Raw genomic sequence first — 14,642 nt, forward strand, 5'->3', positions numbered from 1 at the left:
TTCATCTCACGGTTGCTTGGCCAGCGGGCTTGCCAAGGTACGGGGCTCGCGAAGGTTCGGCGAAAATAACGGTTTTGGGCTGCCGCACAACCAACTTTTCTCAAATTGGGTCAGCCATCAGGATTTTCCCAGCAGTGATCTGAGCTTTTGCTGGAATTCATTCTCCACAGGCTCGGCATCGCCGGCGGCCTCCAGCGACACACCCGGCTTGCGCGGATAGGGATCGATCGCCAAGCCAAAGAACTGTTCGGCAAGCGCCCCGACGTCGATCGCGTCGCCGGAAAAGGTTTCCGGGCTGTCCGGCCCTTCGGCGTCGAGCAGGATCTCACCGCCACCGTCGAAACCTTGCCGCCCGAGCTTGGATTGTTCCGGCAGGAACAGCGCCTCGACCGGCTCGTCGATATGCGCCTCGACCGGGTCGAGAGTGACGATGCAGGCCTGCGTTATATCGGCCTCGACATGGCCGCTGACTTTCACCCCATTGCGCTTCCACGGCTCGATCAGAAGTTCGGCGCGATAGTTCTCGACCGAAAGCAGCTCATGCTCGACGGCCAGTATGGCGCGCTGCCCGGCGTCGGCATCGATCACCACCGGCAGCCCTTTTTGCGGCATCCGGGCGACATTTGCCAGGAATGACACTGGGCTGTGGGTATCAGGATGTTTCATCTTCGCCTCCACTTCGCCGCCTTCATTCGGCCTGCCTTCGCTCAGAGTTGGCCACTGGAAATGCCACCGTGCCGGAAACGATCGATTCGGTCGGCTGTTGCGTGAGTTGCCTTGATGCATCGGCGGCATAGAGTGCCAGTTGCGACGCTTGCGGCCAGGCGCCGGCATCCGGCCTGACATTGCGGGAAAGGGCGGCGGCAAGCGCATCATGGTCATTTCGTTTCAGCGCATCGTCATAGGCGGCGGTACGGCCATAGAACATCTTCGCCAGTTTCCGCATTCGCTTCGGCACGCCGACGTCGCCAATGCCCAATTCCCGCAACGAATGTTCGACATCCATGAAGAACTCGTCGATCAGCACCTGCGCAACCTCTGCCGCAGCACCGCCCTCGCCGCGCAACCGGTGCTGGAACAGGAACATGTGCAACGACAGCATCTCGAAGCGGCCGAGCGGCGTGTCCGGCACGTTCCAGGCGGAATAAAACACCGGTTGCCGCGCCGCCGCCACGATTTGTGCGTAAAGCGCCTCGGTGATGGCGCGGTTGGCGTGACGTTCGCGGCCAAAGAGGCGCTGGAACATTTGAGGGTGGTCTCCCGGGACCGTTTGTTGAAGTGGCCTTGTTGCATCGGCAAGCAAGCTGGTTTACCGGTTTTGCGGCCCAGCGCAAGTTGCGGCCAGCTTATGGAGTTGTAGTTGCGCGCGCTGAAATTCAAGTCGACTTTCCTGCCTAGGCCCGCCGGTGCGGTTTCGCTGCTGGTGATCGCTGCGGCGCTTTCCGCCTGCAATTCGTCCAAAATGATCGGCGATCTCAATCCGAGCGAGACGCTGACGCAGGGCTACGTCATCGACCAGCAGGCGATCGACCTGGTGCCGGTCGGCTCGAGCCGCGAACAGGTGCTGCTGGCGCTCGGCACTCCCTCGACGAAGGCGACCTTCGACAACGAGGCCTTTTATTACATTTCGCAGACGCGCAAGCGCTATGTCGCCTTCGACAAGCCGCGGCTAGTCGACCAGCATGTGCTGGCGGTCTATTTTGGCGATGACGGGCGCGTCACCCAGATCGCCAATTACGGCCTGAAGGACGGCAAGGTGTTCGACTTCATCTCGCGCACCACGCCGACCGGCGGCAAGGACCAGAACTTCCTCAGCCAGATCATCAGTGGCGCCAGCAAGCTGACGCCTGGTGTTCCGGGCGCCAGCGGCGGCAGTACGCTCGGCGGCACCTGATCCACTCGACGGTGTCGGCTTCTTTTCTTTTCGCTTCCCTGTAAGCGGCGGCACATCTCAGGCAATGAAAACCCGCGGGAGCGATCCCGCGGGTTTTTGTCTTGAGCCGTGGCGACCGAGCTTAGCCGTGCGCGAGCACGGCCAATAGCAGCAGCGCGACGATGTTCGTGATCTTGATCGCCGGGTTGACCGCCGGCCCAGCAGTATCCTTATAGGGATCGCCGACCGTGTCGCCGGTCACAGAGGCCTTGTGTGCTTCGGAGCCCTTGAGGTGCTTGAGGCCGTCCTTGTCGACGAAACCATCTTCGAACGACTTCTTGGCGTTGTCCCAGGCACCGCCGCCGGAGGTCATCGAGATGGCAACGAAAAGGCCGTTGACGATGACGCCGAGCAGCGAGGCGCCGAGCGCGGCAAAGGCGGATGCCTTCGAACCGGAGATCAGGAGGACACCGAAATAGACCACCAGCGGCGCCAGCACCGGCAGCAGTGATGGAACGATCATCTCCCGGATCGCTGCCTTGGTCAGAAGGTCGACGGCGCGCGCATAGTTCGGCTTCGAGGTGCCGGCCATGATGCCCGGATCCTCGCGGAACTGCTTGCGCACCTCCTCGACGATAGCACCGGCGGCGCGGCCGACGGCGGTCATGGCGATGCCGCCGAACAGATACGGGATCAGGCCGCCGAAGATCAGGCCGGCGACGACATAAGGATTGGAGAGGTCGAAGGAGACGTCGCCCATGCCCTGGAAGTAGGGGTATTTGTCGCTATTGGCGGCAAAGAACTTCAGGTCGTTAGAGTAGGCCGCAAACAGCACCAGCGCGCCGAGGCCGGCCGACCCGATGGCGTAGCCCTTGGTTACCGCTTTGGTGGTGTTGCCGACAGCGTCGAGCGCGTCGGTGGACTGGCGCACTTCCTTGGGCAGGCCGGCCATTTCGGCAATGCCGCCGGCATTGTCGGTGACTGGGCCGAAGGCATCGAGCGCGACGATCATGCCGGCGAGGCCAAGCATCGTCGTCACCGCGATCGCCGTGCCGTAGAGGCCGGCGAGCTGGTATGTCGAGATGATGCCGCCGACGATGACGATCGCCGGCAACGCCGTCGCTTCGAGCGAGACCGCCAGGCCCTGGATGACGTTGGTGCCGTGACCGGTGACCGAGGCCTGGGCGATGGAGTTCACCGGACGCTTGTTGGTGCCGGTATAATATTCGGTGATCACCACGATGAGGCCTGTCACCACAAGGCCGACCAGGCCGCAGATGAACAGGTTCGTGCCGGTGATGGCCATGCCGGCGACGGTGCCGATCTCACCCCAGCCGATGCATGCCGAAGTGGCGACGGCAAGGCCGACAATTGACAGCAGGCCGGTGACGATCAGGCCCTTGTAGAGAGCGCCCATGATCGAGCCGCTGGAACCGAGCTTGACGAAGAAGGTGCCGGCGATCGAGGTGAGAATGCAGGCGCCGCAGATGGCCAGCGGATAGAGCATGGTCGCGCCGAGAACGGCGGTGCCACCGAAAAAGATGGCGGCAAGGACCATGGTGGCGACCACGGTCACCGCATAGGTCTCGAACAGATCGGCGGCCATGCCGGCGCAATCGCCGACATTGTCGCCGACATTGTCGGCGATGGTGGCCGGATTGCGTGGATCGTCTTCGGGAATGCCGGCTTCAACCTTGCCGACGAGATCGCCGCCGACGTCGGCGCCCTTGGTGAAGATGCCGCCGCCGAGACGAGCGAAGATCGAAATCAGCGAGGCGCCGAAGCCAAGCGAAACCAACGAGTCGATGACGACACGGTCATCGGGCTGAAGGCCCATGAACTGGGTCAGGATCAGGTAATAGATCGAGACGCCAAGCAGGGCCAGGCCAGCAACCAGCATGCCAGTGATAGCCCCAGACTTGAAGGCGATCTCGAGGCCGGCAGCGAGGCTGTTGGAAGCCGCCTGCGCGGTGCGCACATTGGCGCGCACCGAGACGTGCATGCCGATGAAGCCAGCGGCGCCCGATAGAACGGCGCCGATCAGGAAGCCGATGGCGGCGGTGATCGAAAGCAGCCACCAGGCGAGCAGCAGGACCACGACGCCGACGATGGCGATTGTGGTGTACTGGCGCGCCAGATAGGCTTGCGCGCCTTCGCGGATGGCCGCGGAAATTTCCTGCATGCGTGCATTGCCCTGATCGGCCGCGAGGACCGAACGTGTCGCCCAGATGGCGTAAAGGACTGAAAGCAGACCGCAGGCGATGACAGCTGAAAGTATGGTCATTGCCGAATTTTCCTCGATTGGTGGCCCAAAAGAACCCCTCCCCGGGCCGTTGAGACAGGGGACGAATTTTCCGCAACCGGAATCCGTCCCTTCGCAGCGGCTTATGCGAAACAGGGCTCGGAACGTCAAGATATTGTTCGGTTTTTGTCCGGTTTTCGCTCAAAACATCCCGGGTTTCATCCAAAAGGCTGGACGGCAGCGCGCCTTTCGACACTGCCATCCGATTAGATCGATTGAAATCGGCGAACGGCCGTCAAACTTTGCGCGGGTCGCCGTCCGGCTGGACGACGAAGATCAGCACCACCAGCATTGTCATGTAGAATTTGAACGCCGCCTCCTGACCATTCCATGTCGAAGACTGCCACATGGCAAACCACTCGCCGCCAACGACCATGAAGCCGAAATACCAAACGAGGAAACCCATGGTGGCGGCTATGATGGCGAACTTCTTGGCATCGTTGAATGCCTGTCCGCTGGCGTTGCGCGCCTGCCAGAGTCGCCAGGCGGCGACTAGGTAGAGCAAGCAGGTCAGCGCCTCGCCAATGATGATCAGCCAGTAGCCCGCCGTCCACAGCGACGGGTTGGTGATCGAGCGGTACATCAGGGCGTTGCCAGGAAAGGTCGTGTCCATGCTCAGCACATGCTGGACAAAGGCGAAGTTTGAGCCGTAATCGGTGATGTTGCCGAAGGCGACAAGGAAGGCGAAAGCCGCCAGACACAAACACATGATGATCTTGGAGAAACGCGCGGTCATGGCAAGAACTCCTGCTGAAAGATCGGGGCATCGCACTCATCAATCGCCGAGTCCCGAAGATCGCGCAACGGGGGGACCAGTGATCATAGTGCTCACGACTGTCGCGAGACATTATGCCGGGAAGCAAGACATTGCCGCGATTCTCGAAACCCTCGATCTGGACAGCTATTGCGCGGTGGGCGACTTAGTCTCTGTGGTTAGAGCCGGCACACAGCACGATTTCGCCATCATCCGCCGCCGCTGGATCGCCAGCGAGACGGGCACCACGCTCGAACTGACGCTCGATCATCCGGCGCGTTCGAGTGGCCTTTGAAAGAAGCGAACTTTGCCCCGAGGGGCTACTCCACCTCGCGCCCCATGCGCCGGCCCGTGTAGCGCTCGATCGCCGACAGCCCGTCATAGATCAGCACGGCAAGGGCGGCGACGATCAGGCCGCCCTGCAGGATGAAGGCGAGGTTGTTCGACAGCAGGCCGGCGATGATCACCTCGCCCAATGTCCTCGCCGCCACTGTCGAGCCGATGGTCGCGGTGGCGAGGCTGATCACCACCGACAGCCGGATACCGCCGAGGATGATCGGCGCGCTGAGCGGCAGTTCGACCTTGACCAGCCTTTGCCAGCCGGTCATGCCGGCGCCACGCGCCGCCTCGACGACATTGGCCGGCAGCGTCGTCAGGCCGGTCAGCGCGTTCTCGAAGATCGGCAGCAGGCCATAGAGAAACAACGCAATCAGCGTCGGCTTTTCGCCGAAGCCGACGGCCGGCACGGCAAGCGCCAGCACCGCCACCGGCGGAAAGGTCTGGCCGATATTGACCAGGCTGCGCGACAGCGGCAGGAATTCGGCGCCGGCTGGCCTGGTGACCAGAATGGCGAGCGCGACCGCAACGATCGTCGCGGCAACCGTTGCGATCAGGACGGTCTGCAGATGCAGCAGCGTCAACGTCAAAAGGCTGCCCTGATTGTAGATTACCGGCGCGTTGTTCTCTGTCAGCGGCTTCAGCAGCGGTTCGAACCAGCCGGGATTGGTGACGAAGGCAATAAGCAGCACCACCAGGGCAAGCCTGAGCAGTGATGGAAGCCAGGCTTTCATGCCGGCCTCGCCGCGCGTTTAACCAGTCCATCCACAGTGACGCGGCCAAGCGATTTGCCATCAGTATCTTTCACCGGCAGTGCCGGGCGGCCCGACCACAGGAGTTCGGCCAACGCGTCGCGTTGGCTGGCATCACCGGGGATCGCCTCGCCTTCGGCCGTGCCTTTTTCCACCGCGTCGCGCACCCGGCCAAGCGATAACAGCCGGAACGGTTTTTCGCTGGCGCCAACCAGGGTCTCGACAAACGCGCTGGCCGGTTTCGCCAGTATCTCGGCCGGCGCGGCATATTGCACTACTTTGCCGCCGTCCATCACCGCGATCTTGTCGCCCATGTGAACGGCCTCTTCCATGTCATGGGTGACTAGGATGATGGTGGTGCCGAAGCGCTTCTGGATCGCCAGCAGATCCTCCTGCGCCTTGTTGCGGATGATTGGATCGAGCGCGCCGAACGGCTCATCCATCAACAGCACGTTGGGTTCCGCGGCAAGCGCTCGGGCGACGCCGACGCGCTGCTGCTGGCCGCCGGAAAGCTCATGCGGATAGCGTGGCCCGTAGGCTTGCGGGTCGAGCTGATATAGCGTCATCAGCTCGTCGACGCGGGCTTTGATGCGGTTGGCGTCCCAGCCGAGCAATACCGGCACAGTGGCGATGTTCTGTGCCACCGTGCGATGCGGAAACAGACCGTGGCCCTGGATGGCATAGCCGATGCTGCGACGCAGCTCATAATCAGGCACCGAGCGGTTGTCGACGCCGTCGAGCTTGATCACGCCCGATGTCGGCTCGACCAGCCGGTTGATCATGCGAAGCAGCGTCGTCTTGCCGGAGCCGGAGGTGCCGACGATGACGGCGATGCTGCGCGGCTCGATTACTATCGACACGTCGTCGACCACTGTCGTCTCGCCGTAGCGCTTGGTGATGCCTTCGATCTCGATCATGCCGTTTAAACCCTGCGCTTGCTGGCGCTCATTTCGATCACTGCATCGAGGATGATGGCGGCGGCGAAGGCCAGCGCCACCGTCGGCACGGCACCGAGCAGCACCAGGTCCATCGCCGTCTGGCCGACTCCCTGGAATACGAATACGCCAAAGCCGCCGCCGCCGATCAGCGCGGCAATGGTGGCGAGGCCGATATTCTGCACCAGCACGATGCGAATGCCGGTGAGGATCACCGGGAAAGCCAGCGGAAACTCGACGCCGAACAGCCGCTGGCGGTCGGTCATGCCCATGCCGCGCGCTGCGTCGTTGGCGGCACGCGGCACACCGGCAAGGCCGACCACGGTGTTGGCCACCACCGGCAGCAGTGAATAGAGGAACAGGGCGACGAAAGCCGGCGCCGTGCCGATGCCGCGAATGCCGAGCGCGGCAGCACCCGGCACATGCGAAGCGACCCAGCCGAGCGGTGCTATCAAGAGGCCGAACAGCGCGATCGAAGGAATGGTCTGAATGATGTTCAGCACGTTGAGCACGCCGGCCCGCAATTTCTCGACGCGGTGGCAGAGGATGCCGAGCGGCAGGCCGATAATCACTGCTGCCGCCAGCGAACCCAGCGCCAGCGTCACGTGCTTGGAGCCTTCCGCCCAAAAACTATCGGCGCGATTGAAATATTCCTTGAGGATCGACAGGCTGTTCCAGCTCCCCGAGACCAGCAGCAGGCCGATCGCCGCTGCGGCGACAACAAGCACGCCGACCCGTGCCTGCGGCGACAGGTTCAGCCTTGTAAGCACGTCGGCGAGCAGAAGCGTGAAGGCGAAGATAAACAGCCAGAAGCCCGAAGCCGGCGAGATACGGGCGAAGGTGTTGCCGGCGGTCGTCAGGAAGCTGCCGGCAACGCCGATCAGCAGCGCCAGCGCCGCAAGTGCAACCACACTGGCGGCGAGGCGCAGAGCAAGCGGCGTTTTCAGCAATGCAATGAGCGCCGCTGCGACAACAATCGCCATCAATAGCGCACCGACCGCCGCAGGCAAAGATTCGAGGATCGAGCGCGCCTCGCCGGGTACGATGCGATTGGCGCGGAACGTGGCGAATGGTGCCGCAAAAGCCGCATAGGCTGATATCGCCGCGATAACCACGCCGAGCTTGTCAAACCGGATGCGCACGCCCTCCCCCATCGGCCGATCCGCGCACCTCGAAAGCGGCGCGCCGGAATCGCCTTACTTGAGGAAGCCGTTCTTTTTCAAAAAGTCTTCGGCGACGCCCTTGACCGGTTCGCCGCCAACCTGGACGCGGCCATTCAACTCCTGCAGCGTGACGAGATCGAGCTTGGCGAAGACCGGCTTCAGCAGCGTCTCGATTTCCGGGTGCTCCTTCAGCACCGCCTCGCGGATGATCGGCGCCGGCTGGTAGACCGGCTGCACACCCTTGTCGTCCTCAAGCACGACGAGGCCGGAGGGCGCGATGCCGCCGTCGGTGCCGTAGACCATGGCCGCGTTGGCGCCGTTGGTCTGGTTGGCCGCAGCGGCAATGGTCGCCGCCGTATCGCCGCCCGACAGCGTGATCAACTGGTCCGGCTTCAGCGTAAAGCCATAGGTCTTCTGGAAAGCGGGCAGCGCGGCCGCCGAATTGACGAACTCGGCGGACGCCGCCAGCACCACCTTGCCGCCGCCCGAGACATATTTGCCGAAGTCGGAAAGGGTGACGAGCTTGTTGGTATCGGCGACCTCCTTACGCAGGGCGATCGCCCAGGTGTTGTTAGCCGGTGACGGGGACAGCCAGACGATCTTGTTGGCGTCGTAATCGAGCTTCTTGGCAGTCTCGTAGGCCTTAGCGGCATCCTTCCACACCGGATCGTCGGCCTTCTCGAAGAAGAATGCGGCGTTGCCGGTGTATTCCGGATAGATGTCGATCTCGCCGGCCGTAATTGCCTTGCGTACCACAGGCGTGCCGCCGAGTTGGATGCGGTCGGTGGTCTGGATATTATTGGCGTTCAGCACCAGCTGGATGATGTTGCCGAGCACGCCGCCCTCGGTGTCGATCTTCGACGACACCACCACCTGGGCACTCGCCGAGGCCACCGTGATGCCGAGCGCCAGCACGGTGCCGGCCAGAACCTTGATTGAAAACATCTCACAAATCCCTTGCTGTGAACCGGAATATGGCTGCCGCATATGAGCATGGCTTCGATGCCCCGTCGGGGTACACGGTTTCATAAGAAGGGTGATGGACGCAATAATTTTGTTCGGATTTGGGTGAATCCGCTGTTGTCTCGTCCCGACAGCGTGGCGTCAGCTGGCCGCACGCAAGCCCGTCATCTTCAACACGCCCAGTGCCACGAAGCACAGCGCGACGACCGGAAAAATCATCCAGTTCAGCATCTCCCAGCCCCAGGCATTGTAGACTGCGCCCGACATCAGCGAGGCGAAGGCGACGGAGCCGAACAGGACGAAATCGTGGAACCCCTGGACCTTGCCTTTTTCGGATGGCTGGTAGCTGTCAGCCACCATGGCGGTGGCGCCGATGAAGCTGAAGTTCCAGCCGAGGCCGAGCAGGATCAGCGTTGTCCAGAACTGCCACAGTGCCAACCCCGACAGCGCGACTATACCGCAGCCAATGAGCAGCACCAGGCCGATGGCCACGATCCGCTCCGCGCCAAAACGATAAATCAGCGACCCCGTGAAGAAGCTCGGCGCGAACATCGCCATCACATGCCAGGAAATGCCGAGCGTGGCGTCGTCGGTCGAAAGGCCGCAGCCGACCATGGCCAGTGGCGCGCCGGTCATGACGAAGCTCATCAGCGCGTAGCTGCCGATGGCGCAAAACAGCGCCGCGACGAAGCGCGGCCTGGTGACGATTTCTAAGAGCGGCCGGGCGTCGCTGTCGGCGATTTCCACCTTCTCGGTTGCCTTGGCTGGGATGCGCAATAAAGAGAGGATGGCGGCGCCAACCGCCGCCAGCACCAGGATGGACGCAAACGAGCCGGCAAACTTCACCGGCGAGAACAGGTCGCCGGTGAAAATGACGATCTGCGGCCCAAGTATGGCGGTGACGATGCCGCCGGCCAGCACGAAGGAGATGGCGCGCGCCTTGAATTCAGGCGGAGCATTGTCGGCGGCGGCAAAGCGGAATTGCTGGACAAAGGCACCGCCGATCCCGATCACGGCAAGGCCGAAAGCGAACAGCCAGAAGCTGGCATGAAACAGCGCCAACGTAGCGACCAGCCCGCCAAGCGCTGTGACCGCAGTGCCGGTCATGAAGCCGTCGCGCTGGCCGAGCCGGCGGATGATCGCCGCGGCCGGCAGGGAACCGAGCGCCACGCCGACATTGAAGCCGGTGATCGGCGCGGTTGCCAGCGACTTGTCGGCTTCGAGGAGGTACTGCCCGGCCAGTCCGCCCATGGAAATGGCGATGGGTGCCGCCGAACCGATGATCGCCTGCGAGGCTGCGAGGATGAAAGCGGTGCGACGCGCTTCCTTGCCGGCCTCAACGACGACGATAGCAGTCATGAGGCGTCCTTGCCGCGGCCCTCGCCACGCACGCGGCGCGACACGCGATCAAGCACCGCATTGACCAGTTTCGGCTCGTCTTCTTCGTAAAATGCCTTGGCGATGTCGACATATTCGGAGACGATGACCGCCACCGGCACGTCCTCGCGTTTCATCAATTCGTAGACGCCGGCACGCAATATGGCGCGCAACGTCGAATCGAGCCTCGACAGCGGCCAGTCCTCGGTCAGCGCCTGGCGGATAATCGGATCGATGGTCTTCTGGTGCTCGACAACGCCGGCAAGAATGGCGCGAAACCATTGCGCATCGGCCTCGCGATAGAGCGCGCCGTCGACTTCCTTGCCGAGCCTGAACGCCTCGTATTCGGCGGTGATCTCAAACACGCCGCTGCCGGCGACATCCATCTGGTAGAGCGCCTGCACAGCCGCCAGGCGGGCAGCACCGCGCTTGTTGGCATGGCGAACCGCAGGCTGGCCGGGCGAAGCGGGTTCGCTCACGTTCGCTCTCCCAGTTGTTCCTTTAGGGCGATCATAGTCAGCGCCGCACGCGCCGCAAAGCCGCCCTTGTCGCCTTCGGAGCGCCTGGCCCGTGTCCAGGCCTGTTCGTCGTTTTCGGTGGTCAGGATGCCATTGCCGATGCAGACTGAATCCTGCACGGACAGGTCCATCAGGGCACGGCTGGATTCATTGGCGACGATATCGAAATGATAGGTGTCGCCGCGGACCACCGTGCCGAGGGCGACGAAACCGTCATAGCTCGTCCCGCCTTCGGAAGCACCGTCGAGCGCGAAGGAAATCACCGCCGGGATTTCGAGCGAGCCCGGAACGGTGACGACATCGTATGTCGCGCCCGCTTCGTCGAGCGCGCTGGTCGCGCCTTCGAGCAACGCGTCCGCAAGGTCGTCGTGAAAGCGCGCCTCGATGACAAGAAGGTGGGCCTTCTTCTTCGGACGGATGAACGCTTTGCCGTGTTGGGATGTGCCAGCCATAGATGTCTCCGGGGATCGCCGGTGACTTAGGCCGAAGCCGGTTTGATCGCAAGCGGAAGATTGCTGAAGGAACGTTCAAGGCCAACCCGGTGGCGGCCGCATCAGGGAATGGACTTTATGGGCGATCGCCTCAAAGTCCCTCTTTGGCCGCCTCCACCAGTCGCGCCGCGTAGCGGGCCATGGTGTCGATCTCGAGGTTGACGCGGTCGCCGACCTGGCGTTCGCCCCAGGTGGTGACCGTCAGCGAGTGGTGGATCAATAGCACGTCGAAGCGGGTGCCTTCGACCTTGTTGACGGTGAGCGAAGTGCCGTCGAGCGCGACGGAACCCTTGGGGGCGATGAATTTGGCAAGCTCGCGCGGTGCTTCCAGGGTAAAGCGAACGGCGTCACCCTCTTCCTTGCGGGCCACGATCTCGGCCATTCCGTCGACATGGCCTGACACGATATGGCCGCCAAGCTCGTCGCCGATCTTCAGCGCCCGCTCCAGGTTGATGCGCGCGCCGGTTTTCCAGCCCATCGCGGTCGTCAGCCTGAGTGCTTCTTCCCAGGCCTCGACTTCGAACCAGCGTGCGTTCGCGCCGTCTTCCGGCAATCCCGTTACCGTCAGGCAGACGCCGCCGCACGAAATTGAAGCGCCAATGGCAATGGTCTGCGGATCGTAGGCGGTGTCGATGCGCAAACCGACGCCTTCCCTGAGCGGCTTCACGGCGGCGACGGTGCCGACATCGGTGACGATTCCAGTGAACATTACTTTGGCCCAGTGAACATCAGTTCGGTCCTAAATGTCTCTTGTCCATTCGGCATATGTGTCTTCGCCGAAACGCATGTCGCGCAATTTGCGAAATCCCGGCGGGATATGGTTGGCATCTATCGGCGATGCAATGCCGTCCTCGCCGATCGCATCCGGCCCCTGAAACAGCACGATGCGATCGACGAGTTGTTCGTCGAGGAACGCCTTGGCCACCTTGGCGCCGCCCTCGACCAGCACGCTCGCCATGCCCAGCGCCGCCAGATCCTCGAGCAGTTCCGGCAGCGCAATATCGCCTTCATACGTCTCAGTGCCGATGAAGCGCACTCCGGTGCGTTCGAGCGCGGCCCGCCGACGTGGATCGGCCTCGGCACACGCGGCGACATAGAGCGGGACCCGGTCGACGCCGGAAACCAGCTTCGAGGTCTCCGGCAGCCTGATCTGGCGGTCGAGCACGATGCGCGCCGGCGAACGGTTCTCAAGTCCCGGCAGCCGCACCGTCAGCGCCGGATCGTCCTCCAGCGCGGTGCCGATGCCGATCAATATGCCGTCCGCTTCGGCGCGCATCAGATAGACTTCGCGCCGCGCGATATCGCCGGTAATGGAGACCTGCCCCTCGCCTTTCACGCCGATCTTATTGTCGCTCGAAAGCGCAAGCTTTAGAATCACTTCCGGGCGTTTTTTCAGAGATCGAATCAAATAGCCGGCCATCTGCTCCGCGGCCTTGGCCGCCAGCACTTTTTCCATCACCTCGACGCCCGCGGCACGCAAGATGGCGTAGCCCTTGCCGGAAACACGCGGGTCCGGATCGCTGGCAGCGCCAACCACCCGCGCCACGCCGGCGCTGACCAGCGCATTGGCGCAAGGCGGCGTGCGGCCGTGATGGGCGCAAGGCTCCAGCGTTACATAGGCGGTGGCGCCTTGCGCCAGCTCACCGGCCTCGGCCAGCGCCTCGGTTTCGGCATGCGGCCGGCCGCCGACGGCCGTGACGCCGCTGCCGACGATCATTGGCCCGTCGCCGTCATCGCGTACGATGAGCGTGCCGACGGAAGGATTGGTCGACGTCCGGCCGGCATTTTTGCGCGACAGCCTGAGGGCTGCCGCCATATAGCGGCGATCGAGGACCTCTTGCTTCGCCGTGCTGCGCTCGGACCCTGCCATGCTCAGCCGGCGTCCTCTTCGCTCTTCAGCTCTCCGCCCCTGGGCTCGTCACTTTTGAGCTCGTCGCCTTTGAGCTCGCCCAACACGTCGTGGAAATCCTTGGCCTCGCGGAAATTGCGGTAGACGGAGGCAAAGCGCACATAGGCGACATCGTCGAGCGACTTAAGCGCCTCCATGACCAGCCGGCCGACTTCGCCGGAGGCGACCTCGGTCTCGCCCGAGCTTTCCAGCTGGCGCACTATGCCGGTCACCGCGCGGTCGATGCGCTCCGGGTCGACGTTACGCTTGCGTACCGCAATCTCGACCGAGCGCAGCAGCTTGTCGCGGTCGAACGGCACCTTGCGTCCCGACTTCTTCACCACGACGAGATCGCGCAATTGGACGCGCTCGAAAGTGGTGAAGCGGCCGCCGCAATCCGGGCAGACGCGCCGCCTGCGGATCGCCGCGCCGTCTTCGGCGGGGCGCGAATCCTTCACCTGCGTATCTTCGGACTGGCAGTAGGGACAGCGCATGGAGAGCCTTCGGTTCGCGATTCTCGTGGAGCGAAAGGCTTAGAGGTTTTTGCCACGATGGCAAAGTATGGCCGATGACCGATCGCGTCTCAGAGATAGCGAGGCACGAGGAAAATTGCGAGAGCGGCAATCAGTTGGACGGCAATCCGCCAATCAGGGAGCGACGTCGCCGGTCGGGAAGCCGCAGGACGTGCCGAGATAGCGATAGGCCTTGGTGAAGCCGTCCATCGATATGGTCGCGACCGGCTTGTCGGCGAAGCTGACATCGAGGGCGCTGGTACGGCGCATGGCACGCAGTATGGCGAGGGTTGTCTCGGGCTTGTTGTTCACTATCCACTGGCCGTCGGCGATAAGATGAAAACCAGCCTTGATCTTGTCGTTGACGTCGCGGAACACCGCCGGGATGTTGTCGCCCTTAGGCAAGTCACCGTTTCTCACGGCGATGATGAGGCTCGGATAGCCCTCGGGCGGCAGTACGTCGCCATTCGAGATGGCTAGCGTAAGGGTGCCGCTGGTGCCGTTTGCGTCGAAAAAGACCGTCGAGGCGGCGCAGGTCTTGCGCACATCCTCACCGGTGTTGACCTCGTCCACCGTGGTGGACCACCTGCCGAAGGTCTCTGTCTTGGGTGCTGCCGGGGTCGGCTCGGTCTGTGCCAAGGCGAGGCCGGACAGCTGCAAGATAGCCGATGCCAGCAAGGCACCAAAGCCGGCGAAACGGAAAGTTGGCATCATTGAGCTTCTCCGCAGGTGCCTTGCTGTCGCACCGGGATTGTCCCGCACATGGAGGTCACTAGCG

At 62.9% G+C, this 14,642-nt stretch carries 17 protein-coding genes; 2 read left to right on the top strand and 15 right to left on the bottom strand.

What is annotated here, in order from left to right; all coding sequences use genetic code 11:
- Positions 1 to 117 precede the first annotated feature (117 nt).
- Both NKH63_RS09150 and NKH63_RS09155 read right to left on the bottom strand, forming a co-directional pair.
- Positions 118 to 666: a YceD family protein gene (locus tag NKH63_RS09150; protein ID WP_023717289.1), complete on the bottom strand. Its 549-nt coding sequence runs from the start codon at positions 664 to 666 to the stop codon at positions 118 to 120.
- A 22-nt stretch (positions 667 to 688) separates the two neighbouring features.
- Positions 689 to 1,246, bottom strand: coding sequence for a ubiquinol-cytochrome C chaperone family protein (locus tag NKH63_RS09155; protein WP_023717288.1), 558 nt, complete (start codon positions 1,244 to 1,246; stop codon positions 689 to 691).
- 114 nt (positions 1,247 to 1,360) lie between these two features.
- Here NKH63_RS09155 and NKH63_RS09160 point away from each other — a divergent pair, with 114 nt between their 5' ends.
- Complete coding sequence (locus tag NKH63_RS09160) at positions 1,361 to 1,894, top strand: outer membrane protein assembly factor BamE (RefSeq protein WP_023717287.1); 534 nt, start codon at positions 1,361 to 1,363, stop codon at positions 1,892 to 1,894.
- Positions 1,895 to 2,015: 121 nt separating this feature from the next.
- On the opposite strand, the gene NKH63_RS09165 is transcribed toward NKH63_RS09160, so the two are convergent.
- Positions 2,016 to 4,157 (bottom strand): sodium-translocating pyrophosphatase, encoded by a 2,142-nt coding sequence (locus tag NKH63_RS09165; protein ID WP_023717286.1) that lies wholly within the window; start codon positions 4,155 to 4,157, stop codon positions 2,016 to 2,018.
- Positions 4,158 to 4,410: 253 nt separating this feature from the next.
- On the bottom strand, positions 4,411 to 4,911 hold the full coding sequence (locus tag NKH63_RS09170; RefSeq protein ID WP_352481225.1) for a DUF2165 family protein: 501 nt from the start codon (positions 4,909 to 4,911) through the stop codon (positions 4,411 to 4,413).
- A 79-nt stretch (positions 4,912 to 4,990) separates the two neighbouring features.
- On the opposite strand from NKH63_RS09170, the gene NKH63_RS09175 reads away from it, so the two are divergent.
- Positions 4,991 to 5,224, top strand: a complete 234-nt coding sequence (locus NKH63_RS09175; RefSeq protein WP_352481226.1) for a hypothetical protein — start codon at positions 4,991 to 4,993, stop codon at positions 5,222 to 5,224.
- 25 nt (positions 5,225 to 5,249) lie between these two features.
- Here NKH63_RS09175 and NKH63_RS09180 read toward each other — a convergent pair whose 3' ends face one another.
- From NKH63_RS09180 to NKH63_RS09230, 11 genes are all read right to left on the bottom strand, one after another.
- Positions 5,250 to 5,999: an ABC transporter permease gene (locus tag NKH63_RS09180; RefSeq protein ID WP_352481227.1), complete on the bottom strand. Its 750-nt coding sequence runs from the start codon at positions 5,997 to 5,999 to the stop codon at positions 5,250 to 5,252.
- Complete coding sequence (locus tag NKH63_RS09185; protein WP_352481228.1) at positions 5,996 to 6,934, bottom strand: ABC transporter ATP-binding protein; 939 nt, start codon at positions 6,932 to 6,934, stop codon at positions 5,996 to 5,998. Before NKH63_RS09185 ends, NKH63_RS09180 begins: the two co-directional genes overlap by 4 nt.
- Positions 6,935 to 6,939: 5 nt before the next feature.
- A complete protein-coding gene (locus NKH63_RS09190; RefSeq protein ID WP_352481229.1) occupies positions 6,940 to 8,106 on the bottom strand; it encodes an ABC transporter permease in 1,167 nt (388 codons plus the stop codon).
- Between the two features lie 42 nt (positions 8,107 to 8,148).
- Positions 8,149 to 9,060, bottom strand: a complete 912-nt coding sequence (gene osmF / locus NKH63_RS09195; RefSeq protein ID WP_352481230.1) for a glycine betaine ABC transporter substrate-binding protein OsmF — start codon at positions 9,058 to 9,060, stop codon at positions 8,149 to 8,151.
- Positions 9,061 to 9,219: 159 nt separating this feature from the next.
- Entirely contained in the window at positions 9,220 to 10,437 is a 1,218-nt protein-coding gene (locus NKH63_RS09200; protein ID WP_023717280.1) for an MFS transporter, read from the bottom strand.
- A complete protein-coding gene (gene nusB, locus NKH63_RS09205) occupies positions 10,434 to 10,934 on the bottom strand; it encodes a transcription antitermination factor NusB (protein ID WP_023717279.1) in 501 nt (166 codons plus the stop codon). Before nusB ends, NKH63_RS09200 begins: the two co-directional genes overlap by 4 nt.
- Positions 10,931 to 11,425 carry a 6,7-dimethyl-8-ribityllumazine synthase gene (ribH, locus tag NKH63_RS09210; protein WP_023717278.1) on the bottom strand — a complete coding sequence of 165 codons (495 nt, stop codon included), beginning with the start codon at positions 11,423 to 11,425 and terminating at the stop codon, positions 10,931 to 10,933. Before ribH ends, nusB begins: the two co-directional genes overlap by 4 nt.
- A 130-nt stretch (positions 11,426 to 11,555) precedes the next feature.
- On the bottom strand, positions 11,556 to 12,173 hold the full coding sequence (locus tag NKH63_RS09215) for a riboflavin synthase (protein WP_023717277.1): 618 nt from the start codon (positions 12,171 to 12,173) through the stop codon (positions 11,556 to 11,558).
- A gap of 30 nt (positions 12,174 to 12,203) precedes the next feature.
- Complete coding sequence (ribD, locus tag NKH63_RS09220) at positions 12,204 to 13,334, bottom strand: bifunctional diaminohydroxyphosphoribosylaminopyrimidine deaminase/5-amino-6-(5-phosphoribosylamino)uracil reductase RibD (protein ID WP_023717276.1); 1,131 nt, start codon at positions 13,332 to 13,334, stop codon at positions 12,204 to 12,206.
- Positions 13,335 to 13,336: 2 nt separating this feature from the next.
- On the bottom strand, positions 13,337 to 13,846 hold the full coding sequence (nrdR, locus tag NKH63_RS09225; RefSeq protein WP_352481231.1) for a transcriptional regulator NrdR: 510 nt from the start codon (positions 13,844 to 13,846) through the stop codon (positions 13,337 to 13,339).
- A gap of 153 nt (positions 13,847 to 13,999) precedes the next feature.
- Complete coding sequence (locus NKH63_RS09230) at positions 14,000 to 14,578, bottom strand: invasion associated locus B family protein (protein WP_352481232.1); 579 nt, start codon at positions 14,576 to 14,578, stop codon at positions 14,000 to 14,002.
- Between the last annotated feature and the right edge of the window lie 64 nt (positions 14,579 to 14,642).

The organism is Mesorhizobium sp. M0960, from assembly GCF_040319055.1.
In the GTDB taxonomy this organism is placed as follows: domain Bacteria; phylum Pseudomonadota; class Alphaproteobacteria; order Rhizobiales; family Rhizobiaceae; genus Mesorhizobium.